The 22908-nt window shown below is 35.6% G+C and carries 20 protein-coding genes; 4 read left to right on the forward strand and 16 right to left on the reverse strand.

Going from position 1 to position 22908, the window contains the following annotated elements:
• Positions 1 to 78: 78 nt before the first annotated feature.
• The 4 genes from secA to A9G22_RS03380 all read right to left on the reverse strand — a co-directional run bounded on the left by secA (position 79) and on the right by A9G22_RS03380 (position 5386).
• The gene (secA, locus tag A9G22_RS03365) at positions 79 to 2811 is read right to left on the reverse strand and encodes a preprotein translocase subunit SecA (RefSeq protein ID WP_065587559.1); all 2733 of its coding nucleotides are present in this window, start codon (positions 2809 to 2811) and stop codon (positions 79 to 81) included.
• An 80-nt stretch (positions 2812 to 2891) separates the two neighbouring features.
• Positions 2892 to 3242, reverse strand: a complete 351-nt coding sequence (locus tag A9G22_RS03370) for a hypothetical protein (RefSeq protein WP_065587560.1) — start codon at positions 3240 to 3242, stop codon at positions 2892 to 2894.
• A gap of 145 nt (positions 3243 to 3387) precedes the next feature.
• Positions 3388 to 4929 carry a multicopper oxidase family protein gene (locus A9G22_RS03375; protein ID WP_075508355.1) on the reverse strand — a complete coding sequence of 514 codons (1542 nt, stop codon included), beginning with the start codon at positions 4927 to 4929 and terminating at the stop codon, positions 3388 to 3390.
• 130 nt (positions 4930 to 5059) lie between these two features.
• Positions 5060 to 5386 carry a hypothetical protein gene (locus tag A9G22_RS03380; protein ID WP_065587562.1) on the reverse strand — a complete coding sequence of 109 codons (327 nt, stop codon included), beginning with the start codon at positions 5384 to 5386 and terminating at the stop codon, positions 5060 to 5062.
• Between the two features lie 281 nt (positions 5387 to 5667).
• Between A9G22_RS03380 and A9G22_RS03385 the strand changes: the two genes are divergently transcribed.
• Complete coding sequence (locus A9G22_RS03385; RefSeq protein WP_065587563.1) at positions 5668 to 6732, forward strand: MJ1255/VC2487 family glycosyltransferase; 1065 nt, start codon at positions 5668 to 5670, stop codon at positions 6730 to 6732.
• 10 nt (positions 6733 to 6742) lie between these two features.
• Complete coding sequence (folA, locus tag A9G22_RS03390; RefSeq protein WP_075508356.1) at positions 6743 to 7243, forward strand: type 3 dihydrofolate reductase; 501 nt, start codon at positions 6743 to 6745, stop codon at positions 7241 to 7243.
• A gap of 47 nt (positions 7244 to 7290) precedes the next feature.
• On the opposite strand, the gene relA is transcribed toward folA, so the two are convergent.
• The 11 genes from relA to trmB all read right to left on the reverse strand — a co-directional run bounded on the left by relA (position 7291) and on the right by trmB (position 20330).
• Positions 7291 to 9549, reverse strand: a complete 2259-nt coding sequence (relA, locus tag A9G22_RS03395) for a GTP diphosphokinase (RefSeq protein ID WP_065587565.1) — start codon at positions 9547 to 9549, stop codon at positions 7291 to 7293.
• A 3-nt stretch (positions 9550 to 9552) separates the two neighbouring features.
• Positions 9553 to 10890, reverse strand: a complete 1338-nt coding sequence (rlmD, locus tag A9G22_RS03400) for a 23S rRNA (uracil(1939)-C(5))-methyltransferase RlmD (RefSeq protein WP_075508357.1) — start codon at positions 10888 to 10890, stop codon at positions 9553 to 9555.
• A gap of 14 nt (positions 10891 to 10904) precedes the next feature.
• Positions 10905 to 11393, reverse strand: coding sequence for a pantetheine-phosphate adenylyltransferase (coaD, locus tag A9G22_RS03405; RefSeq protein ID WP_065587567.1), 489 nt, complete (start codon positions 11391 to 11393; stop codon positions 10905 to 10907).
• A gap of 220 nt (positions 11394 to 11613) precedes the next feature.
• Positions 11614 to 12612: a galactose-1-epimerase gene (gene galM, locus A9G22_RS03410; RefSeq protein WP_065587568.1), complete on the reverse strand. Its 999-nt coding sequence runs from the start codon at positions 12610 to 12612 to the stop codon at positions 11614 to 11616.
• Positions 12603 to 13760, reverse strand: a complete 1158-nt coding sequence (gene galK / locus A9G22_RS03415; protein WP_065587569.1) for a galactokinase — start codon at positions 13758 to 13760, stop codon at positions 12603 to 12605. The genes galM and galK overlap by 10 nt, the downstream gene beginning before the upstream one ends.
• A 19-nt stretch (positions 13761 to 13779) precedes the next feature.
• On the reverse strand, positions 13780 to 14811 hold the full coding sequence (galT, locus tag A9G22_RS03420; protein ID WP_065587570.1) for a galactose-1-phosphate uridylyltransferase: 1032 nt from the start codon (positions 14809 to 14811) through the stop codon (positions 13780 to 13782).
• Positions 14812 to 14862: 51 nt separating this feature from the next.
• Positions 14863 to 15879, reverse strand: a complete 1017-nt coding sequence (galE, locus tag A9G22_RS03425; protein ID WP_065587571.1) for a UDP-glucose 4-epimerase GalE — start codon at positions 15877 to 15879, stop codon at positions 14863 to 14865.
• A 39-nt stretch (positions 15880 to 15918) separates the two neighbouring features.
• Positions 15919 to 17196 (reverse strand): MFS transporter, encoded by a 1278-nt coding sequence (locus tag A9G22_RS03430; RefSeq protein ID WP_065587572.1) that lies wholly within the window; start codon positions 17194 to 17196, stop codon positions 15919 to 15921.
• A 525-nt stretch (positions 17197 to 17721) separates the two neighbouring features.
• The gene (locus A9G22_RS03435; protein ID WP_176700217.1) at positions 17722 to 18885 is read right to left on the reverse strand and encodes a histidine-type phosphatase; all 1164 of its coding nucleotides are present in this window, start codon (positions 18883 to 18885) and stop codon (positions 17722 to 17724) included.
• The gene (gene nfsA / locus A9G22_RS03440) at positions 18882 to 19607 is read right to left on the reverse strand and encodes an oxygen-insensitive NADPH nitroreductase (protein ID WP_065587574.1); all 726 of its coding nucleotides are present in this window, start codon (positions 19605 to 19607) and stop codon (positions 18882 to 18884) included. The genes A9G22_RS03435 and nfsA overlap by 4 nt, the downstream gene beginning before the upstream one ends.
• Positions 19608 to 19625: 18 nt before the next feature.
• A complete protein-coding gene (trmB, locus tag A9G22_RS03445; RefSeq protein ID WP_075508359.1) occupies positions 19626 to 20330 on the reverse strand; it encodes a tRNA (guanosine(46)-N7)-methyltransferase TrmB in 705 nt (234 codons plus the stop codon).
• Positions 20331 to 20583: 253 nt separating this feature from the next.
• Between trmB and A9G22_RS03450 the strand changes: the two genes are divergently transcribed.
• Together A9G22_RS03450 and pth are read left to right on the forward strand one after the other, a co-directional pair.
• Positions 20584 to 21531 carry a ribose-phosphate pyrophosphokinase gene (locus tag A9G22_RS03450; protein ID WP_065582387.1) on the forward strand — a complete coding sequence of 316 codons (948 nt, stop codon included), beginning with the start codon at positions 20584 to 20586 and terminating at the stop codon, positions 21529 to 21531.
• A 73-nt stretch (positions 21532 to 21604) separates the two neighbouring features.
• Complete coding sequence (pth, locus tag A9G22_RS03455; protein ID WP_065587576.1) at positions 21605 to 22189, forward strand: aminoacyl-tRNA hydrolase; 585 nt, start codon at positions 21605 to 21607, stop codon at positions 22187 to 22189.
• A 98-nt stretch (positions 22190 to 22287) separates the two neighbouring features.
• On the opposite strand, the gene A9G22_RS03460 is transcribed toward pth, so the two are convergent.
• Positions 22288 to 22719 carry a DUF3597 domain-containing protein gene (locus tag A9G22_RS03460; RefSeq protein ID WP_065587577.1) on the reverse strand — a complete coding sequence of 144 codons (432 nt, stop codon included), beginning with the start codon at positions 22717 to 22719 and terminating at the stop codon, positions 22288 to 22290.
• Positions 22720 to 22908 lie beyond the last annotated feature (189 nt).

The raw sequence follows: 22908 nt of genomic DNA on the forward strand, positions 1-22908 counted from the left end.
ACTTTCCCTTTCAATCAATTGTCGATCCAAATCGACTGTTTAATCATCATTTTCGCTTGATGATACTAAATTTTTTCCTTACTGAACAGCACCATGACAATGTTTATATTTTTTACCTGAACCACAAGGACAGGGATCATTGCGACCAACTTTGACTTGGGTTCGAACTATTGGTTGTGGTGCAGCCCCTGCTGATTGTTCTTCATTTTCACTATTTATACTCGCTATCGATTCATGATTAGCTTGCTGTTTAGCCTTTAGCTTTTCCATTTCAGCTAGGCGTTGGCGTTCTGCTTCGTCAACTTCCTCTTGTGAGCGAATTTGTACTCGACTCAAAATACCAATAACATCATATTTTAACGATTCTAACATGTTAGCAAACATATTAAATGATTCACGTTTATATTCCTGTTTTGGATCTTTTTGTGCGTAGCCGCGCAAATGAATACCTTGACGTAAATAATCCATTGCTGCTAAATGTTCTTTCCAGAGAGTATCAAGTGTTTGTAGCATGACACTTTTTTCAAACTGTCTGAATGCTTCAGCTCCAGCAGTATTTTCTTTTTCTAAATATCTGTCTTGTGCCATTTGTAAGATACGTTCGCGTAATGTTTCTTCATGCAGATTTTTCTCTTCATCTAGCCATTTTGCGATTGGTAAATCTAAATCAAAATCTGTTTTTAGTGCGACTTCAAGCCCTGAAATATTCCACATCTCCTCAATGGATTGTGGTGGAATGTATTGGTCAATTAGGGTGTTAAATACATCACCTCGAATTGAGTCGATGGTATCTTTTATATCGGTATTATCAAGTAATCCATTTCGTTCACGGTAAATTACTTTACGTTGATCATTGGCGACATCATCGTATTCAAGGAGTTGTTTACGAATATCAAAGTTGCGACTTTCAACTTTCTTTTGTGCATTAGCAATGGCTTTTGTGACCCATGGGTGCTCAATAGCTTCGCCTTCTTGCATACCCAGTTTACGCATCATATTACCGACACGCTCAGAGGCAAAGATTCTCATCAATGGATCTTCAAGTGATAGGTAAAAGCGCGAAGCACCAGGGTCACCTTGGCGCCCTGCACGCCCACGTAACTGGTTGTCAATACGACGTGATTCATGACGCTCAGTACCTAAAATATAAAGTCCGCCTAACTCAATTACTTCATCGTGTTTTGTTTGCCAAACTTGTTTTGCTTTTTCGATATCTTCTGGTGTTGGATTTTCAATTTTTGCTATATCGCTTTGCCAATTACCACCAAGCATAATATCGGTACCACGTCCTGCCATGTTAGTTGCAATGGTAACGGCACCTTTACTTCCTGCATTAGCAATGATTTCAGCTTCTTGAGCATGAAATTTGGCATTTAGCACATTGTGTTTAATGCCTGCTTTTTTAAATGCCTGTGAAACTAACTCTGATTTTTCGATTGACGCTGTCCCAACTAAAACGGGTTGACCGCGTTTGACACATTCTTGTACATCAGCGACAATTGCGTTGATTTTTTCCTTTTCGGTCATATAGATAAGATCAGATTGATCTTTTCTTTGCATGGGGCGGTTAGTTGGAATAACAATCGTATCTAAGCCATAAATTTGGTTAAATTCAAACGCTTCAGTATCCGCTGTTCCTGTCATACCCGCTAATTTTTCGTATAAACGGAAATAGTTTTGGAAGGTAATTGAAGCAAGTGTCTGGTTCTCATTTTGGATTTTTACGTGCTCTTTTGCTTCAACTGCTTGGTGTAAACCATCAGACCAACGGCGACCATCCATGGTTCTTCCGGTATGCTCGTCAACGATGATAATTTCGTTATCTCTGACAATATAATCAACGTCACGATGGAATAAGTGATGAGCGCGCAGGGCAGCATTAACGTGATGCATTAATACAATATTGCTCGGTGCGTAGAGTGATTCATCACCTTTCATGATACCCTGTTTTATTAATAGTTCTTCGACTTTCACTAATCCGCGTTCTGTTAAGTTAACTTGGCGTGATTTTTCATCAATTGAAAAGTCTCCGTCCCCTTGGAATTGGTCAGAGTCTTCTTTTTCTTGACGGATCAAATAAGGAATAATTTTATCAACGCTAATATATCTGTCAGAGCTATCTTCAGCTTGACCCGAAATAATTAGAGGCGTTCTTGCTTCATCAATTAAAATTGAGTCAACTTCATCGACTAAAGCATAATGCAATGGCCGTTGTACACGAGCATCTTTGCTAAATACCATATTATCGCGTAGATAATCAAAACCATATTCATTGTTAGTACCATAAGTGATATCAGCATTGTAGGCTTCACGTTTTATGTGTGGCGGCATATTAGGTAAATTAATACCAACAGTTAATCCTAAAAATTCGAATAATGGACGATTATTTTCTGCATCACGCTGTGCTAAGTAATCATTAACCGTAACAACATGTACACCTTTACCAGTTAATGCATTTAAATAGGCCGGTAAGGTTGCTGTTAATGTTTTACCTTCACCGGTGCGCATTTCGGCAATGCAGCGTTCATTTAATACCATACCACCAATTAACTGTACATCAAAATGACGCATGCCAAACACACGCTTACTTGCTTCGCGTACCACAGCGTAAGCCTCTTCCAAAATATCATCTAATTGGGTTCCGGCGGCAATCTTTTGTTTAAGTTCCGTGGTTTTTGCTTTTAATTCATCATCGGTTAAAGCTTCCATGGCTGGTTCAAGTGCATTAATTTTGTCAACTCGCTTGCGCATGCTTTTTAATACGCGCTCATTGCGGCTACCAAATACTTTTGTTAATAATTTTAATAACATAAATTTTCTCTTGTTTTTTCAATACGGATTTAAGGAATTAACCTTATATAAAAATTAGTTTTATTTGAGTTATAAACTCATTAAGCGGTAGCTTTAGGTCCAGCTCGTATGCCGTTATAAGGAGATAGCCGAATAACTTTACTTGGTGAAAGTTCAATACAGTTGGGTGTGATAAATAGCTCAGTATTGTATTTTTTTTGTAAATACAGCAGTAGTAGTGTTTGTGAATTTTTTCGTTCTATTTCTTGATGATCTTGTACAATAGATGCAATTGCAATAATCCCAATTTGCGAAACAGAAGCTTCCGAAGGAAGCGCTTCATGTTGATATAAACCAAACCCAGCAGCCATTACACCTAACAATAAGTGAGATAACGCGGTTTTAATAATCAAGCATTTGCTGATTTTTTGCCAATAATATATCATTGTCATAATGATGATATATTAGCATTTTTAGCAAAAATGAAAAACAATTATTATTTTTTATAGATATTGTGTCATAAGGATTTTGTATAATACAGATCCCCGCTATTAATTCAATGATAATTAGACTATAACGGGAATCATATTAGGTAGGTTATTCTACCATTAATTGTCCCATCATACCGAGTGTTTCATGTTCAACAATATGGCAATGATACATACGTAATCCGGGCATATTTTGTTGAATTTTTATGGTGATCTTTTCATGTGGACGTAAATTAATAGTGTCTTTTAAGCCGACATATTCAGGTGGATTTTTTTCACCATTCAATTCGTGTGAAACAACAATAAACTGTGCGCCATGTATATGAAAATTGTGATCCATATGAGAGTTATTGAAAATTGTCCACTCTTCAACCTCATGAATTTTGCTTTTCAAATCGATCCTTTGCATATCATGGCGTTTACCATTAATTAAGAATAGCACGCCACCACGCGGTTCCTTCATGTCCATTACTTCGGTATATTCAATAGATTTATAGGTCGTTGCCTGCCCTAGTTTTGGCAATGCTCGTAAGGCTGATGGGATAGTCATTGATTTTGACTGTGTCAATACCAATTCTCCAAGTATGATATCTTGCTCTGGTGGTACATTGCCCATTTTTCCGCGATCGTAACCGATAGATTGTAAATACACTGTACCAGATTGTTTTGGCAAAATGACAAGTTCTGCACGTTCAGCTGGCGACAATAGCAGTGGTTTATTGAGTAAAACAGGGGCCGGCATTAATCCACCATCCGTACCAACCAAATAAACATCACATCCAGGAATAGATAAATTAAGATAACGACCAGAGCATGCATTCCAAACTCGTATCCTTGTTGCCGTATTTATGGTGATTTTGGGACGATAGGCACCATTTATTAATACAAATTGTCCTTCTCGACCATTCATCCAATCAACCATTGAATTATCAGCAATTTCGCCTTTATCAGTTAATTTTAAATCTGAAAAAAACCAGTGTTGTTCGGGCAAGAATGCAAGCGGATCGTTTTTGCTGCGTACAATAAATATGCCCGCTAATCCTCGCGCAACTTGTTCTGCTACGGTTTCATGACCGTGTGGATGATACCAATAGGTACCAGCATTCCCTTCCGGTATAGTAAACTCATAAGTTCGGCTACTTCCAGCAGGAATTTGATCTTGTGGATTACCATCTTGATTAGATGGGATCAGCAAACCATGCCAATGTACGGTTGTCGCTTGTGGTAAGTTATTTTTAACAGTAATTTTAACGTTATCCCCCTCAAAAGCTTCAATCACAGGACCGGGGATATGACTATTATATGCCCAAAATTCTGTTGTAATATCTTGTGTTAACTTTAACTTAATGGGTTTAGCCTCCAAGATTGCTTCAAAAATACCTTGTTTATTACTGGTATTTTCTAAATGAGTTAATTCTGGTAAATTTAGACCTTGTGACAAAGCTGAGGTCGGTAATAATTTTTGTGAAACTTTGTTACCCATATTCATCTTCATATTCATGTCTCCCATTTCACCTGTTTTACACTGATCAGAGTTGGCTTCACAAGCCATACCTGACATAGTTAAATTATCCATTTTGGCAAAGGCTTTTGTAACTGCTATCCCACTTAAAGCCGCTGTAATATTGAACAAAAAATTTCGACGTTTCATAATATTCCTATAATCATTTTTTTATGATAAACAATCACTATTTAGTGATTAGTGATAAAAACGAAGAACAAAAAATTTTTACTCCAAAGATAGATATTTCGACTAATTTTTTATTGAAAATACAAATTAATTAAACAATTCTTAGTAGTTTTAATTCAGGAATAAACTTTTTATATTTTTGAGCAAAGTTAAATGTAAGGTATAGTTCGCAATGTGGTAAAAACTGAAGATTAAAAGTGGTACAAGCTGAATCATGAGATGATTTTTGTAATAAAGAATGGCAATCATTATGCTCATTTATGCCTAACTTAGCAATTGTGTGATGTGAAACATCATTAACAGTAACTAATAAGCCAATTGTGATTGTCAAATATCTAGCGGAATAAACAAATAAAAAGAAAATAATTGCTAATGCAACAATAAGGTAATTTTGTTTATTGATGATTCTTAATGACATATGCAAATCTCACTATTCATCTAACAATTACTTAGGCTATTGTACTGAAAAAAGAAGCAAAGTTATACAAAATTTATATACTTTAAGTGAGACTATTTTATCGTAACTATTTGAAGCACTGTTACTTCATTTAGACTAATGAGTAATAACGTTAACCAATGTTGAATTATGACAACTAATCATGAATATCATGTTGCATTTAATCATACAAAATAATTTACATAATAATAAGTTGTTCTGCTATTATATTTACATAACTTAAATTAACAAATCATAAAGATATGAAAATTCTGTTTGGTGTTCAAGGAACAGGAAATGGCCATGTCAGTCGTTGTAGAACATTAGCTAAAGCACTAAAAAAAGCCGGTGCTGATGTTGATTATATTTTCAGTGGCCGTGATCCTAAAGACTATTTTGATATGCAAGCTTTTGGTGATTATAAAACCTATCGTGGTGTTACGTTTGCAACGCTTAATGGTAAAATTAATTTTCGTAAAACCATACAGCGAATTCGTGCATTTCGACTGATTAAAGATGTGCGTGAACTTAATTTATCAAAGTATGATTGCATTATCAGCGATTTTGAGCCTGTAAGTGCTTGGGCCGCGCATTATCAACATCGTAACTGTTTAGGTATAAGTAATCAGGCTGTATGCCAATATCTTAAACCTAAGGAATATGGGTTAGTCGCAAATGTTATTATGAAATATTATGCTCCTGCCACTAAACCAATTGGTTTACATTGGTTTCATTTTGGGCATAAGTTACTACCACCAATGATTGATTCATTTCAGACCACACCAACAGAAGATGGTAATATTGTGGTCTACTTACCATTTGAAAGCATAGATGAAATCATGGGTATGTTAAAACAATTTAGGAATAATCAATTTATTTGTTTTCATCCGGATATAAAACAAAAATCGCAACACAGTCATATTGATTTTCAACCACTTGGACGTGATAATTTTACACGAGCTTTAGTAAGTTGCTCTGGAATTATTTCAAATACAGGTTTTGCATTGATTTCTGAAGCATTAACACTTGGTAAAAAAATTCTTACTAAGCCTGTTTCTGGTCAATTTGAACAAATTTATAATGCTCAATGTTTACAATCTCTTGATATGGCGACGGTTATGGAAAATTTAAACTGTATCAAGCTCAAGTATTGGCTTGATTTACCTTCGCCAAAACCGATAATCTATCCTGATGTAGCTACAGAGCTAGCTAATTGGATCGTTGCTGGGCAAAAGGAGTCGTTACTTTCTTTAAGTGAACGGCTATGGAGTCAAACTATCTTTCCTGAGAATGTAAATTGGCGAATAAAATCTTTAGGGTATGTGTAAAGGAATGAATATGATATTAAGTATTATTGTAGCCATGGCAGATAATGGTGTAATTGGCTTAAATAATCGAATGCCTTGGCATTTACCCGCAGATTTGGCGTGGTTTAAAAAAAACACACTTAATAAACCTGTTATTATGGGACGAAAGACATTTGAGTCAATTGGTCGCTCATTACCGGGTCGTCATAATATTATTATTTCAAGGCAAGCAACTAAAGAATCTAACTTGGTTGCAAATGTAAGTTGGGTACAATCAATTGATGCCGCCATATTGTTAGCTCAAACACAGCATGTTGATGAAGCGTTTATTATTGGTGGAGGTGATATTTATAAGCAGGCGTTACCTTTAGTAAATCGACTTTATTTAACTCATATAGAGGCTGACCTACAGGGCGATACCTATTTTCCTGATTATTCGCCTGAAAAATGGCACGTTATTTATCAAGAAACGCATCAACCCGATGATAAAAATGGCTATCCGTATCAGTTTGAAATTTTAGAAAGAAAGTAATAAATACTAAACTATTGCCACTAAAAAGTGGCAATTTAGCATGTTAGCTAGCTTTGAAAACGCTTGGCTTCAATAACATCGGGTAGCTGTTTTATTTTATTGAGTACTCGATTTAAAGAATCCTGATCAAAAATTTCCATATCTACATCAATAGTTGCTAATTGTTGCTTCATATCCGAGCGGCTAATGAGGCCAAGGACATTAACCTTTTCATTAGCTAAAATCGTAGTAATATCTCGTAATAAACCGCTTCGATCGTTGGCAACAATTTGTACTACCATGGTATAACTTGAGTAGGTATTGTTGTTCCAAACAGCTTGGGTAATACGTTCAGGAGCATGATTTTTAAGCTCTTGCAATTGTTCACAATCAGCGCGATGAACCGAGATACCGCGCCCTTGAGTTACAAACCCCACAATCGGATCACCAGGAATAGGGCGACAGCAGTTGGCAATGGTATACATTAAGTTATCCACACCCTCAATAATAATTTCACTGCCTTTTTTATAGCCGTTTTTATTGATACTTTTGGTTTGTATGTTTGATTTTTGGGCAATTTGTTTTAATACTGCTTCATCTTCTTCTTCAGCTGTTGGTTTGTTAAATTGTGCCTTGATGAAGTTGACTAATTGATTAATCCTGACATCACCACTCCCAATACCGGCTAGTACCTCATCAAAGGAATGAGCGTTATATTTATTGATTAAGATTTTTTCAACACTTTTTAAACTAATATTTAAAGGTTCAAGTTCGTGTTCTAAAATTTGCTGACCGGCTGCGATATTTTTATGCCGATCTTGTTTTTTGAACCAAGCTTGAATTTTAGCTCTTGCTCGACTACTGTTTACAAATCCGGTATTAAGATTTAACCAATCTCGGCTTGGATTTGGTTGTTTTTGGGTAATGATTTCAACTTGATCACCCATTTTTAAATTGTAGGTAAATGGTACAATTCGCCCGCCTACTTTGGCACCAATACAACGATGTCCAACATCACTGTGTATATGATAAGCAAAGTCAAGTGGAGTTGATCCTGCTGGTAAGTCAACAACATCGCCTTTCGGTGTAAAAACATAAACGCGGTCATCAAAAATCTGGCTACGAACTGTTTCCTGAATTTCACCACTTTCAGACATTTCTTGTTGCCATGTTAATAATTTACGTAACCAAGAAATCCGCTGATCATAAGCGGTCATTTTGTCGGTACTGCCTTCTTTATACTTCCAATGAGCGGCGATGCCTAGTTCAGCATCATTGTGCATTTGTTCCGTACGGATTTGAATTTCGATTGTTTTATCTTGTGGTCCATAAACCACAGTATGGATTGATTGATAACCATTTGGTTTTGGGTTAGCGACATAATCATCAAATTCTTTGGCGATCTGTTTGTAATTGCTGTGGATAATGCCTAATGCATTATAACAATCCTCAATACGATCGCAGATGATCCGTACCGCACGGATGTCATATAGATCTTCGAACTCAAGATGTTTATGCTCCATTTTTCGCCATATACTATAAATATGCTTAGGGCGACCATAAACCTTTGCACGAATATCATCTTGATTCATCAAATCTTGTAAATGGTTAACACATTGCTTGATATACCATTCACGATCTAATCGTTTTTCTTGCAATTTTTGGGCAATCAAGCGATATTCATCAGGATGTAAATAGCGAAAGCAGAAATCCTCTAACTCCCATTTTAATTGACCTATACCTAAGCGGTTGGCTAAAGGGGCATAAATGTTAAAACACTCTTTGGCTGCAAGTACTTGTTCTTCTTGAGGAGCATTCATTAAATTGCGTAAATAGGTGATGCGTTCTGCCAATTTAATGATTACACTTCGAAAGTCATTGACCATGGCTAGCAGCATTCGACGAATACTATCAATTTGTTCGGTAGTAGCACTACCATTGCGAATTGCTCGTAATTGGCGAATTTCTTTCATTTTAACAATGCTAGAAATGATATTAAAAATTTCCCGATCAAAATCTTCAGGAATATCTTCTCGACGGATAATTTTGGTATCAACAAAAGGAAGTAATAAAGCAGCACATAAGCTATTGATGTCCATATTAAGTGTCGATAGAATCTCGACCATTTCTATCGCATTTTGGAAACAAAAAATTTGCTCTGGCGCACCTGCGCTGTTTTCAAAACAAAACCCCCAAACTTCTCTAAATTTTTTATAAGATTGAGGATTAGTTAATAACAATTCTTGTTTTATCCATTGTTCAATATCAAATTGAGCAAGCGAATAATGCTCTTCACTATGTTGGTGTGCGCCTCTAATCGATACCATAATTTATGTCCCTGATTTTATTAGCAACAGCATTGATTCAATGTGTTTAGTTTGCGGAAACATATCTAAAATAGCAACTTGATCAATTTGATATCCTGCTTCAATAAGTTGTTTACTGTCTCGTGCTAGAGTAGCAGGATTACACGATATATAAACGATTTTTGATGGAGCTAATTTTGCAATTGCTATTGTTGCATTAAACGCACCAGCTCTTGCTGGATCTAATAATACTTTATTATATTTTAATTGACTCCATCTCGAAAATTGTTGGGTATCGTCTAAGTTGCTGGTTAAAAAATTGGTTTCCGCACAAATCTCAGTGCTATTTAATATAGTGTTAAATTTTGCTTTTTCAACCAGGGCATCAATACCTTCAATGCCTGTTAGTGTTTTACTTAATGTTGCTATAGGTAATGAAAAATTACCCATACCACAAAACAGATCTAAGACTTGGTCAGAGGGTTGCAACGTTAGCCAATCAAGTGCTTGTTCGATCATTTTTTGATTAATTTTACTATTTACTTGAATAAAATCGAGAGGACTGAACGTTAATTTTAAATGATTAATGAAATAGAAATGTTCAGTATTACCTGTAATATGGACTAAATCTTTGCCATGAAAATAAAGTGAAATCTTATTATTTTCGGCGAATTGCTTTAATAAGTTAATATCATCATCGACAAGGGGCATGGTGTGCCTTAACACAAGAATGATACCGCTATCGACCGAAATTAATTCAATATGACCAAGTGCTTTTTTCTGTTTTATGCAATTGAGTATGCTTTGTAATGGTGCTAGCAAAGAATCTAATTCATCAACTAATACTGGACAATGTTTGATATTGATTATTTGATTTGATTCAGCTTGGCGAAATCCAATAACTAATTTACCTTTAATAATATTAATCGAAAGTCTTGCCCGTCGACGATAATGATAAGGCTGATCGGCAATAATTTGGGGAGGGTTTTCAATAATATTTGTTAAAGGTTTTCCTGTTTCTTTTTGCAACAGGTTGATTAACGCATCATATTTTGCTTGTTGTTGCAAATTTGGTGCAATGTGTTGTAATTCACAACCTCCACATTGTTGATAATATTCACATTGTGGTCTAACGCGATCTTTGCTCTGATTATGATATCGAATGACTTTAGCTTTAGCGTAATTTTTTTTATTTTCAGTCAGTTCAATATCAACGGTTTCATCAGGCAAGGCGGATTTAACAAAAATTGTTTTACCCTTATGATTGGCAACGCCTTGCCCAAAAGTATCTAAGGATGAGACTGTTACTGTCAATTTTTGCGGTGTGAGCTTTTTTTTCTGTGGAGTATAAAAATTAACCATAGACGTTTTTTAATTTATTCTAAGCGCTTTAATAATGCTGTTTTGACATGCAATGGCACTAAATTTGTGATATCACCACCGTGATAAGCAACATCTTTTACGATTGTAGATGAAATAAACCCCATTGCAATAGATGGCATTAAAAAAATAGTATCTAAATCAGCTTTTAACGCACGATTCATTTCAGCAAGTTGTCTTTCGTATTCAAAATCGTGTGTTGTTCGAACACCACGAACGATGACTGTTGCATTATGGATTTGAGCAAAATTGGCCATTAAATTATCAAAGCCGATCACTTCCACATTAAATAGGTGTTCAACAGCGGTTGAAGCTAAATTAACGCGTTCTTCTAATGAGAAGAGCGTATTTTTATTTGGACTTTCTGCAACGGCAATAATTAAACGAGGAAAGAGTAATGACGTTCGCGCAATAAGATCGATGTGACCATTGGTAATTGGATCGAAAGTGCCAGGGAAAATAGCCGTTAAGGTTTTGCTTTTCATATTTCATATTATCCATTAGCGATGATGTTTATATGATACCTAATTTTGTTATGGATTGTTAGTTTAAGCTGGGAAAATCCTATTTATTGCATAAAACCAAATAATGGGTTGATATTGCTTGGTAGTATCTTTGTTAATAATATTTTTAATAAAAATTGTCAGATACAAGGTTGATTTTATTTAAGTTTTTATTAATCCTTTTTTGATGTTATTCAATTGCTTATGAAATAATAAATTGATAAGTTGTTTGATAACGGTAAGTTTGATCTGAGTGTAAAAAACAGCTGGGTTGTGGCCAGTTTGGATGATTAGGACTATCGGGTAAAAATTGTGCTTCTAGTGCTATGCCAGCAAAGTTGCCATATTCACCGTTGTGCCGATTTGGTGTATGTTGTAAAAAATTGCCAGTATAAACTTGTAATGAAGGTTTGGTTGTAATCACATTCATCATTACTTTTTTATCGGATGAAATGAGCTGTGCGGCGATAGTTTGCGTTTTATCTAATAAATAAGCGTGATCATAACCACCAGTTATTTGCCGTTCTTGACTTTCAAGCAGTTTCTCTGATAAAAGCTTTGGCTGTCGCAAATCCATATCGTGCATGGTGACACTAACTAAATCATTGCTGGGGATACCGTTGGCATCCACAGGTAAATAATAGTTAGCATTCACTTTTAATCTGTGATTAAGTATATCTTTGCTTGTTTCGCCATCAAGATTAAAGTAAGCATGATTAGTCAAATTAATAGGCGTGGTTTTTGTTGTAGTTACGTTAAACGCGATAATGATTTGATTGTCATCGGTGAGTCTATAAGTTGCCGTGACATGGAGTTCGCCAGGAAAACCCTGATCACCATCAGGTGAAATTAATTTAAAGATTACTTGCTGATCGGATTGAGATTGAATATGCCAAAATTGTTTATCAAAACCTCGTTTTCCTCCATGCAATTGATTTACACCTTGATTAGCAGTGAGCTGATAGCGTTTACCGTTAATATCAATTACCGCATTGGCAATCCGGTTAGCGTATCGTCCAATGGTGGCACCTAAATAGGCATCTTGTTGGTGATATTGTTCAAGTGATTGACAGCCGAGTAATACTTCACGTTTTTGTCCATTAACGGGTAATACACAAGATAGCCATGTCGCTCCCCAGTTGGAAAGTTTGATCTGGGTTCCTTGTGTGTTCGAAAGCGTAATAATTTGTTTTATAGGCATATCGCATGGGCTCCTTCACTTGGTGTACAGACATAAAAATCTTCTTTAAAACCAAAATTTTTAGCATAATTGTCACTAACAACGGTTTTAACTGAATCTATTTTATCTTTTGGTACTAATGCCACAACACAGCCACCAAAGCCACCGCCAGTCATTCGTACACCGCCTTGTTCACCAATGACTCCTTGAATTATTTCAACAAGGTAATCAATAGCGGGTACTGTGATTTCGAAATCATCACGCATTGAGATGTGACTATACGCCATGAGTTTTGATAACAATTTATAATCGCCATTCACAAGAGCTTGCGCTGCTTTTAGCGTGCGTTCATTTTCGGTGATAACATGATGAGCCCGCTTAAAAACGATTGGATCCAAGGTGGTTTCAATATTTTTTAATTCAGTTAACGAGGCATCTCTTAGCGCTTTCACCCCAAGAGCCTGAGCTGCAGCTTCGCACTGTTGACGTCGAGTATTATATTCACTATCAACTAATCCGCGTTTAATATTTGAATTGATGATAACCACAGCAAAATCTTTAGGAATTGAAACTGGTCTAGCTTCTAGTGATCGGCAGTCAATTAACAATGCATGTTGAGTTTGACCAAGGGCAGATATGAGCTGATCCATGATACCACAATTGCAACCGACAAATTGATTTTCGGCTTCTTGCCCAATTAATGCCAACTGATTGCCATCTAAAGGCAAGTCGTACAAAATCTGGAACATTTTAGCTATCGCAACTTCTAGAGATGCTGATGAGCTTAGCCCTGCACCTTGGGGAACATTTCCACTAATAGTAAAATCAACGCCATGAATATTATTTGCATATTTTTTTAAGTGTTTTACCACACCACGTATGTAGTTAGCCCATCTATAATTTGGATGTTTTTCAATAGGAGAATCTAACCAAAATTCATCTTGTTGATTATCGTAATCTACTGCAATGACTCGAACGAGATCATCAGAGCGCTTATGGCAGCTTATTACTGTTTGATAATCAATAGCACAAGGTAAAACAAAACCTTCATTATAATCGGTATGTTCACCAATCAGATTTACACGACCGGGAGCTTGTACAACTATATTCGTTTTATAACCGAATTTAAATTCAAATGCTTGTGTAGTTGTTTGGATTAATGCGTTCATCTATTTATCCTTTTTATTTTTAATAATACACATCACTAACGTTGCGTAACCTTTCAGCTGCTTGTTCTGGAGTTAAATCTCGTTGTACTTCGGCTAACATTTCGTAACCGACCATAAATTTTTTTACTGTAGCGGAACGTAATAAAGGGGGATAAAAATGCGCATGCACTTGCCAGTAATCATTTTTATCTTTCATAAATGGCGCACCATGCCAACCCATAGAATAGGGGAAAGAACAATAAAATAAATTATCATAGCGACTAGTTAATTTTTTAAGCGCAATGGCTAAATCACTTTGTTGCTCGTTATTCAACATGGTTAATTGTGGAATATGGGTTTTTGGTAATAATAATGTTTCAAATGGCCATATTGCCCAAAAAGGAACGACAGCAAGCCAATGCTTCGTTTCAACAACGATTCGTTCACGATGAATGAGTTCTTTTTCGACATAATCAACTAATAAATTTCGATGATATTTTTCAAAATAATTGCGCATGTTTAGATCTTCGCGCGCAATTTCATTGGGTAAAAAGCTAGTAGCCCAAACTTGTCCATGTGGATGTGGGTTAGAACATCCCATTGCCGCCCCTTTATTTTCAAATATCTGTACCCAAGGATAGTGTGTACCCAATTCTTGTTGTTGATCTATCCAAGTTTTAATTACCCCTTTAATTGCGGATAAATCAAGTTCAGGTAATGTTTTACTGTGATCGGGTGAAAAACAGATCACTCGACTGGTACCTTTTGCATTTTGCATTTGGAACAGCGGGTCATGGTTCTTTGGTGATTCAGGCGTGTTTTCTATTAATGCTGCAAAATCATTAGTAAAAATAAATGTTCCCTTATAATTAGGGTTGATATCTCCAGTTACCCGTTTGTTACCTGGACACAAAAAACAAGTTGGATCGTAACTCGGTTTTTGTTCTTCATTTAATACTTCTTGTTGTCCTTTCCATGGGCGTTTCGCTCTATGTGGTGAAACAAGTACCCATTGATTGGTTAATGGATTGTAACGACGATGAGGATGGTTAACAGGATTAAAAATATCCATTTTTGCCTCTTCTTTTAATTTTGCATGTTTTAGTCTTATTTAATCTAATGATTAATCAGGATAACCTTGCGGGTTATTTGATTGCCAATTCCATGAGTCTTTTACCATGTCGTCAAGCGTGAGTTTAGTTTTCCAACCTAGAATTTGCTCAGCTTTGTTAGCATCGGCCCAAAATTCGGGTAAATCGCCTGCTCGTCTTGGTGCGAAGTGCCAATTAAGCGGTTTTCCTGATGCTTTCTCAAAAGCTTTGATGACTTGTAATACGCTGTAACCCACACCTGAACCTAAGTTATAAATATGTACTCCAGCTTTATTATGATCGGCTTTGAGTGCAGCAATATGCCCATCAGCCAAATCCACAACATGTATAAAATCACGAACACAAGTTCCATCTGTTGTTGGATAATCATTTCCAAAAACCGCTAATGATTCTCTTTTTCCTACCGCAACTTGGGTAATATAAGGCATAAGATTATTAGGAATACCAAGTGGATCTTCGCCCATTAATCCACTTGGATGCGCGCCAACAGGATTAAAGTAACGCAGTAAAGTGAGTGACCAATCTGGTTCGGCAACGGCTAAATCCATGATACATTGCTCTACCATTAATTTACTTTTTCCATAGGGACTGGTTGGTAAACCTTGTGGTAAGGTTTCAACATAAGGTACGGGTGCTAGTTCACCATAGACAGTGGCTGATGAGCTAAACACTAACTGTTTAACACCCGCTGTACGCATTGCTTTCATAAGTACAATACTGCCGTAGACATTGTTTTCATAATATTCAAGTGGTTTATGTACCGATTCACCAACGGCTTTTAGGCCAGCAAAATGAATAACTGCTTTAATATCATGCTTTGAAAAAATCTTAGTTAATAGCTTTTCATTGCACACATCGCCTTCATAAAAATTGGGGGACTGGCCAGTAATTTTTTGTATTCTATCTAACACTGATGCTTTGCTGTTAAATAAATTGTCAAGAATAATGGGTGTGTAGCCTGATAGAATAAGTTGGACACAAGTGTGACTTCCTATATATCCACAGCCACCAGTTACTAATATTTCCATAATAAATCCTTTCTCTAATGTAATAGTTATCGTATGCTTTTATGAATCTTCAAATTTTTCACTGCACTTATGTTTCCATAGATCCCATGGTCTACGCCCTGATAATGTGAAGGAAGAAATCAGTGTAAAACTAAGTGCAATCAAGCCAAGGACTAGATATGCTCCTTTAAAGCCTATTTTAACATACATAAGCCCCGCAAAGGTGGACATAAACATAATAGATAATTGTTTTGCAAAACAAAATGCAATTAAGTAGACAGTTGCAGATAAGCGAATAGGGAAGTGTTGAGTAATATATTTAAATGCGCCAACAAGCAATAAAGGTGCTTCGAACATATGTAAAGTTTTTAATATAACAACTTCAACTGCTGTGCTGGCAAATGCTGAGCCTGTAATACGAATAGACATGATTGCACCCGCAACAAGTAATGTATTTTTACTGCCTATTTTCTTCACAATTAAAGGGGCAAAAAACATCACAGAGGCATTTAAAAATTCACCCAGTGTGGTGACATAACCGAATGCTTCTCGACCAGCTTGTTCGCTAGAAAAAAATGAGGTGAAAAAGTTAGCAAACTGTTGATCAAATACATCATAAGTACAAGCAACTCCAATTATGTATATCATAAAAAACCAAGTTTTACGCATACCAAGTAAATTGATTGCCAGTTTTAGATTAAATGGTTCAGGTTTATTTAATCCCATTTTTGCAACGACTTCAGTCGTTGCCGTTTTTGCAGGGTCAGCGATTTTTACTAAAACTAGAAGAATCAATGCAAATCCAGAACATAACCAGTAAACAGCATTGACATCTTTAGATATCATTATTCCAACAAATGAAGCACAAATTGCCCAACCAAAACAACCAAACATACGGCATCGACCAAATTCAAATCCACTACGTCGACTTATTTTTTCAACGAGTGCTTCGATGGCTGGCGCACCACCACTAAATACCATACCAAGATAAAATCCACCAACAATTGCACCCAAGCTTACATTGAGTTGAAGCAACGGCCCCAAAATGAAGATAAAAAATGGACCAAATAGCACAAGAAGTAGCGTGATAATCCAAAGAAGGTGTTTTTTTAACCCCAACTTGTCAGAAATCAACCCAAACAGAGGTTGAAAAAAAAGTGCAAATAATGAAATAAATGAAAAAACATATCCCGTATTTGCCTCATCTAGGCCATTCATTTTCAACCAAACAGGGAAAAACGGGAAGTACGCTCCCATAATAAAAAAGTAAAGGAAGAAGTAGAGACTAAATATCCAATAATTTTTATTATTTAGTGATGACTTAATTTTTTGATTCATAATAAATTTCCTTTGCTAGGCTTTAAATGATTACATAATCATTTAGACATCGTTTACACTTTTTATGTACAGGGAAGTTATTAATGGCGATGATAGCATTTAAGGAATGTGGAAAAAGTGATCTTGATAACATTTTATGAAATCGATTACATTTAATAATTATTTTTTTGTCAAAAAATTTCAGTAAGATACGAATTTGAGTATAAGTGTTAGCCATTTCACTAATTTTATCAGATGGATATACAATAAATAAGATAACAGCGTAATGTAATCGTTTTCAATTTTAACTGCAAACTACTTATTTAAATCAACCTCAATTAATCAACTTAAACCTTATTTTCGATAAATATCAATCATTAATCTTTGAGGTTATTCATCATAAAACAGAAAATTTATACTCAACCAAATATCTCACTGAAGCTTTTTTCAAAGGATTTTTTAAATAATATTCTCCTCACTTTTTATCAGTATTAGTTTATTCAACTCCAGCTTTAAATAGGAAGAATTGGATAATCTGCTTGCTCATTATTTAGTTTTTATGGGTTTTATTCGTTTCTCAAAATCTGACCACACATAATAACCATCACTATTAACAGAAGCGTTTTTCAAATGAAGTTGATAATGTTGTGGCGGGTTATTGGCATCAAGCGCTTGTCCGTTATGGAGTTGTTCAAAACTCTGATAAATATATTCGGTTTTAAAAAAGTATTCACCCGTTATTATGTGACGAAAACGCTGTAAAGCGACTTTTCCTCCAATTGGAGTTGTTTCAAATTGATTTGGTAGTTGATAGTCTTTAAAGTCTAAGGCGCCAAGTAATGCTGCAATAGTACTATCGTGCCCAACAAGTAAATTTACTTTATTATCTTGTTGCATAAGATCGTTTATCATGTTGATAAGAAGTGCAGCAGAATGTTTGGCAAGTGTTTTAGAATGGAAAACTAAATTAATATATTGATTACGAATCGAGATAAGTTGTTGCCACTGTTTTTGGTTAGTGAGTCTTCCCCATGCGATTTGTTCTGATGGAAAGGCTGAATAGTATTGTAATAAGAAAGCGTCAACGGCAGAAATCCCTATTGCCAAAGGTCCAAGCAGTACCGGCTCTTCGTGTTTCTTAAAATAGAGCTCTGATGGAATATCGGCTAAATTACATTGATATTCGGCATATAATTTTGAACGCTTATAATCTAAAATATCGGAAAGGATTTCATAAGCTGGTGCTAGATTTTTAAAGATATTGGCTGCTTTGTCAGCTTCATCAATATCACGCAATACGGCATGTTTAAATTCGGGTGAATCGTCTTGTAAACTAGGATCGAAGATAGGATCCATATTTTCAATGGGATATTTATGATGTATAGGAATATCATATCCAGCAAAGGCACCTGTTGTCAGGAATTGTGCTGTCGCAACTGTTCTTTGCAGGCTGTTAGCATACACAAACAATTCAGTGTTATGTGTTGATAATTTTATATTGTGCTTTTCAAGCCAAGTTGATAAATAGCGACCAAAATAGACTTCTAATATTCCACCACGCGTAGTTAAATAACCATATGGATGATCCCATTTGGGCCATTTAAAGGGGGTGATTTTTTCTAAAAACTGCAAAGTGTTTTGTAATGGTGTGCGAATCCCATGACGGCTAAGTATAATGACTTTATCTAATTGGTAATGGTTATTTTTCATTTGGTGATCCATCCTTGTTTGTGCAAATAATTTAGAATAAAATCGCGTTGCTCGTTATTGATTGTATTAGCAATTTTATCACTCCAACCTCCGGATTTCTGATTAGTACTACGGGTTTCATAGTAATTATCCATTTGAGCATCATATTTTTTCAAAATGGCAGGATCAATTGGTTGATAGTGGTTTTCAAAAAACACTAGCTCTTTTGGTAATCTTGGTTTGAGTTCTGGATGATGATCGGGGTAGCCAAGACAAAGCCCAAAAAGTGGAAGAACGTATTTGGGTAAATCGAGTAATTTCGTTACTTTGTCAAGATGATTGCGCAATCCGCCAATATACACAGCACCAAGCCCTAAGGATTCAGCTGCAGTCACAGCATTTTGAGCCATAATTGCTGTATCAACACAGCCCAATAATAGCTGTTCCGCTTTGCCAAGATTAAGTTTTGGTTCAATTTGATAATGGCGATTAAAATCGGCGCAAAACACCCAAAATTCAGGTGCTTGACTAACATACTTTTGATCGCCCGCATAATGGGCCAGTATTTCTCGCTTGTTGGGGTCTGTAATACGAATAATGGTCGAACATTGAATCAAATTAGAACTAGAAGCCGACTGTGCTGCGTTAACAATTAAATCTATTTGCTCTTGAGTTAAGTTAGTTGCTTTATAAGTACGAATAGAGCGATGCCGACAAAGTAGATCGATCGTTTCATTTTGCATAGTGGCTCCTTAGCATCATTATTTATTTACAAATTGGAGATCCCAAACACCATGACCTAAATTTTGACCCCGTTTTTCAAATTTGGTAATTGGTCTATCAGCGGGTCTTGGAATGTAGTTACCACTTGGTGATAAGTTTTCAAAACCTTCTGCTTGGGTTAAAACATCTAACATATGTTCTGCATAATGTTGCCAATCCGTTGCTAGGTGCAAAATACCGCCCAATTTTAATTTTTGCCGAATCAACTGTACAAATTTGGGTTGAATAATGCGACGTTTGTTATGCCTTGCTTTATGCCAAGGATCAGGGAAAAAAATTTGCACTTTGTCCAGCGAATGATCTGGGATCATATTTTCTAATACTTCAACAGCATCATGGCACATCACGTTTAAGTTTGATAATTGGTTTTCTTCAATCGCCATTAAACAAGCACCAACCCCAGGTTTGTGTACTTCAATTCCTAAAAAATTTTTATCAGGTGTATTTTTGGCCATTTCAATTAATGAGGACCCCATACCAAATCCAATTTCTAGAATAGCCGGTTTGTTAGCTTCAAAACAAATAGGTGCATTTGCATCATATTCAATACCAAATACAGGCCATAAATTTATTAATGCTTGTTCTTGTCCTTTTGTTAAACGACCTTGTCGCAAAACAAAACTACGAATGGTTCTTTTAGATTTGATATTTTCATTATCTGAGTTTAATTGTTCGTTCATCACGTTATCTACTTTGGTTGTGGAATTTATTAAAGCTAATTGATGGTTTGTTTGCTAGTTTACTCGATTTTGAGTTCACTGCAAAAGCATCTTATGATCGAATTTTTTTAATTAATGATTTCTAAAAATATATCAAATATTTTTGATATATTTTTATATTGTGGTTGAGCATGATAGATAAATGATTATATAATTATAGCCCCGATTTAACCGATTACGAATTAAGTAATCATGAATACATGCTTGAGGATTTCTCGTGCCTGATATGAAGCTTTTTGCTGGTAATGCCACACCCGAACTAGCAAAGCGTATAGCTAATCGTCTTTATACTTCTCTTGGTGACATTGTTGTAAGCCGTTTTAGTGATGGTGAAGTTAATGTCCAAATCAATGAAAATGTCCGTGGTGAAGATGTTTTTATTATACAATCAACTTGTGCTCCAACCAATGATAATTTAATGGAATTACTGGTTATGATTGATGCAATGCGTCGTGCATCTGCTGGTCGTATTACTGCTGTTATTCCTTATTTTGGTTATGCTAGACAAGATCGACGAGTTCGTTCGGCTCGTGTACCTATTACCGCTAAAGTTGTTGCAGATTTTTTATCAACAGTGGGTGTTGATAGGGTATTAACCGTTGATCTTCATGCAGAACAAATTCAAGGTTTTTTTGATGTGCCTGTCGATAACGTATTTGGTAGCCCAGTTATTTTAGAAGATATGTTGCAACGTGAGTTTGAACGTCCGATTGTGGTATCTCCAGATATTGGTGGTGTGGTGCGCGCTCGAGCAATAGCTAAACTACTTAATGATACTGATATGGCAATTATTGATAAACGCCGTCAGCGTGCAAATGAAGCTGAAGTGATGAATATTATTGGTGATGTTGCTGATAGAGATTGTATCTTAGTTGATGATATGATTGATACAGCAGGAACACTTTGTAAAGCAGCCGACGCTTTAAAAGCGCGAGGTGCAAAAAGAGTGTTTGCTTATGCAACGCATCCAATTTTTTCAGGTAAAGCAGTGAGTAACATTAAAAGCTGTGCTATTGATGAAATTGTTGTTTGTGACACAATTCCATTAACGGCTGAAGTAAAAGCATTGAAAAATGTTCGCCAATTAACGTTATCTGGTATGCTTGCTGAAGCAATTCGTCGAATCAGTAATGAAGAATCGATTTCAGCTATGTTCCATCAATAATCTATTTTATCATTGAGTTAAATGCTCCTTTTGGGGCATTTTTCACAATAAAATCAGTGACAATAAAAATATTATGACAACGATAAAACTGGTAGTAGGACTTGCCAATCCCGGAAATGAATATGCAGCAACGCGCCACAACGCAGGTGCATGGTTTGTTGAACAATTGGCTCAGCGTTATAATCAATCATTAAAAAATGAACAAAAATTTTGGGGTTACACATCACGTATCAACATTTTTGGTCATGATGTGCGTTTATTAGTTCCAACTACTTTTATGAATTTAAGTGGTAAAGCAGTGCAAGCTATGGCGTCATTTTACCAAATAAAACCAGAAGAAATATTAATTGCACATGATGAGCTCGACTTGAATCCAGGTATAGCTAAACTTAAGTTTGGTGGTAGTCATGGTGGACATAATGGGCTAAAAGATATTGCCAGCAAATTGGGTAATAATTTAAATTTTTATCGATTAAGGATTGGTATTGGTCACCCCGGAGATAAAAATAAAGTGGTGGGTTATGTCTTAAACAAACCATCTAAATCTGAACAAGAATTAATCGATAAAGCCATTGATGAATCTGTACGTTGTACTGATATATTATTGTCTGAAGGGATAGAAGTTGCGATGAACAAATTACATGCCTTTAAAGCTTAGTTTCATTGTTTAATAACGTAAAAATCAATAAATGTCTGCTTTAATTAAAAAAATCCACCTAAAACATTAGATGGATTTAATTGCCTTAACACGTTCTTTTAAGAAAAAAGATGAGTTACATTACCGCCTTTTTCTGCAATTTTTTTCAACACTTCTTTGATTAACCATGTATTCATTGCTGCAGTATCATCAGTATTGCCGGTATAGTTCAGTTCTTTTGCTAAATTTTTTCGTGCATCTAAACTGCTATCCATACCTAATAATTTCAATAGATCGACGATAGATGTTTTCCAATTGAGTGTTTCAGGATGCTTTTTAGCTAAATTATCAAGGATAGAGGTGACGTCAACATTCGATGCGGATGTGTTTTGTTCTACCTTTTCTTGAACTTTCTCTGAACTATTTGATACCGTATCTTTGACAGATGCAGTAATATTTTCAACTTTATCTTTCACTGCTTCAACAGTATTATCTACTGTTGCTTTAGCACTAGGAAATACTTTAGAAAAAATATTATTTAAAATACCCATATTACACCTCTTTAATTTTAAACTGCTTTAAAAAAGACTGCTTAATGATATAGATGTAGAAAAACAAAACTAATATAACGTTTAAAAGGATTGAATGTCAAAATAGTTATGCTATTAATAATAGCATCTTGTGTATTATGACACAATGTTTACCAAAATAGTTAATCAATTCTTATGAAATACTCTTCT

This window comes from Gilliamella sp. App2-1 (assembly GCF_001690255.1).
GTDB lineage: Bacteria > Pseudomonadota > Gammaproteobacteria > Enterobacterales > Orbaceae > Gilliamella > Gilliamella apicola_G.

What these genes read in the sequence shown, in the direction of transcription:
- secA (WP_065587559.1), bottom strand. Translation starts at nt 2,811, where the DNA reads ATGTTATTAAAATTATTAACAAAAGTATTTGGTAGCCGCAATGAGCGC.
- A9G22_RS03370 (WP_065587560.1), bottom strand. Translation starts at nt 3,242, where the DNA reads ATGACAATGATATATTATTGGCAAAAAATCAGCAAATGCTTGATTATT.
- A9G22_RS03375 (WP_075508355.1), bottom strand. Translation starts at nt 4,929, where the DNA reads ATGAAACGTCGAAATTTTTTGTTCAATATTACAGCGGCTTTAAGTGGG.
- A9G22_RS03380 (WP_065587562.1), bottom strand. Translation starts at nt 5,386, where the DNA reads ATGTCATTAAGAATCATCAATAAACAAAATTACCTTATTGTTGCATTA.
- A9G22_RS03385 (WP_065587563.1), top strand. Translation starts at nt 5,668, where the DNA reads ATGAAAATTCTGTTTGGTGTTCAAGGAACAGGAAATGGCCATGTCAGT.
- folA (WP_075508356.1), top strand. Translation starts at nt 6,743, where the DNA reads ATGATATTAAGTATTATTGTAGCCATGGCAGATAATGGTGTAATTGGC.
- relA (WP_065587565.1), bottom strand. Translation starts at nt 9,549, where the DNA reads ATGGTATCGATTAGAGGCGCACACCAACATAGTGAAGAGCATTATTCG.
- rlmD (WP_075508357.1), bottom strand. Translation starts at nt 10,890, where the DNA reads ATGGTTAATTTTTATACTCCACAGAAAAAAAAGCTCACACCGCAAAAA.
- coaD (WP_065587567.1), bottom strand. Translation starts at nt 11,393, where the DNA reads ATGAAAAGCAAAACCTTAACGGCTATTTTCCCTGGCACTTTCGATCCA.
- galM (WP_065587568.1), bottom strand. Translation starts at nt 12,612, where the DNA reads ATGCCTATAAAACAAATTATTACGCTTTCGAACACACAAGGAACCCAG.
- galK (WP_065587569.1), bottom strand. Translation starts at nt 13,760, where the DNA reads ATGAACGCATTAATCCAAACAACTACACAAGCATTTGAATTTAAATTC.
- galT (WP_065587570.1), bottom strand. Translation starts at nt 14,811, where the DNA reads ATGGATATTTTTAATCCTGTTAACCATCCTCATCGTCGTTACAATCCA.
- galE (WP_065587571.1), bottom strand. Translation starts at nt 15,879, where the DNA reads ATGGAAATATTAGTAACTGGTGGCTGTGGATATATAGGAAGTCACACT.
- A9G22_RS03430 (WP_065587572.1), bottom strand. Translation starts at nt 17,196, where the DNA reads ATGAATCAAAAAATTAAGTCATCACTAAATAATAAAAATTATTGGATA.
- A9G22_RS03435 (WP_176700217.1), bottom strand. Translation starts at nt 18,885, where the DNA reads ATGAAAAATAACCATTACCAATTAGATAAAGTCATTATACTTAGCCGT.
- nfsA (WP_065587574.1), bottom strand. Translation starts at nt 19,607, where the DNA reads ATGCAAAATGAAACGATCGATCTACTTTGTCGGCATCGCTCTATTCGT.
- pth (WP_065587576.1), top strand. Translation starts at nt 21,605, where the DNA reads ATGACAACGATAAAACTGGTAGTAGGACTTGCCAATCCCGGAAATGAA.
- A9G22_RS03460 (WP_065587577.1), bottom strand. Translation starts at nt 22,719, where the DNA reads ATGGGTATTTTAAATAATATTTTTTCTAAAGTATTTCCTAGTGCTAAA.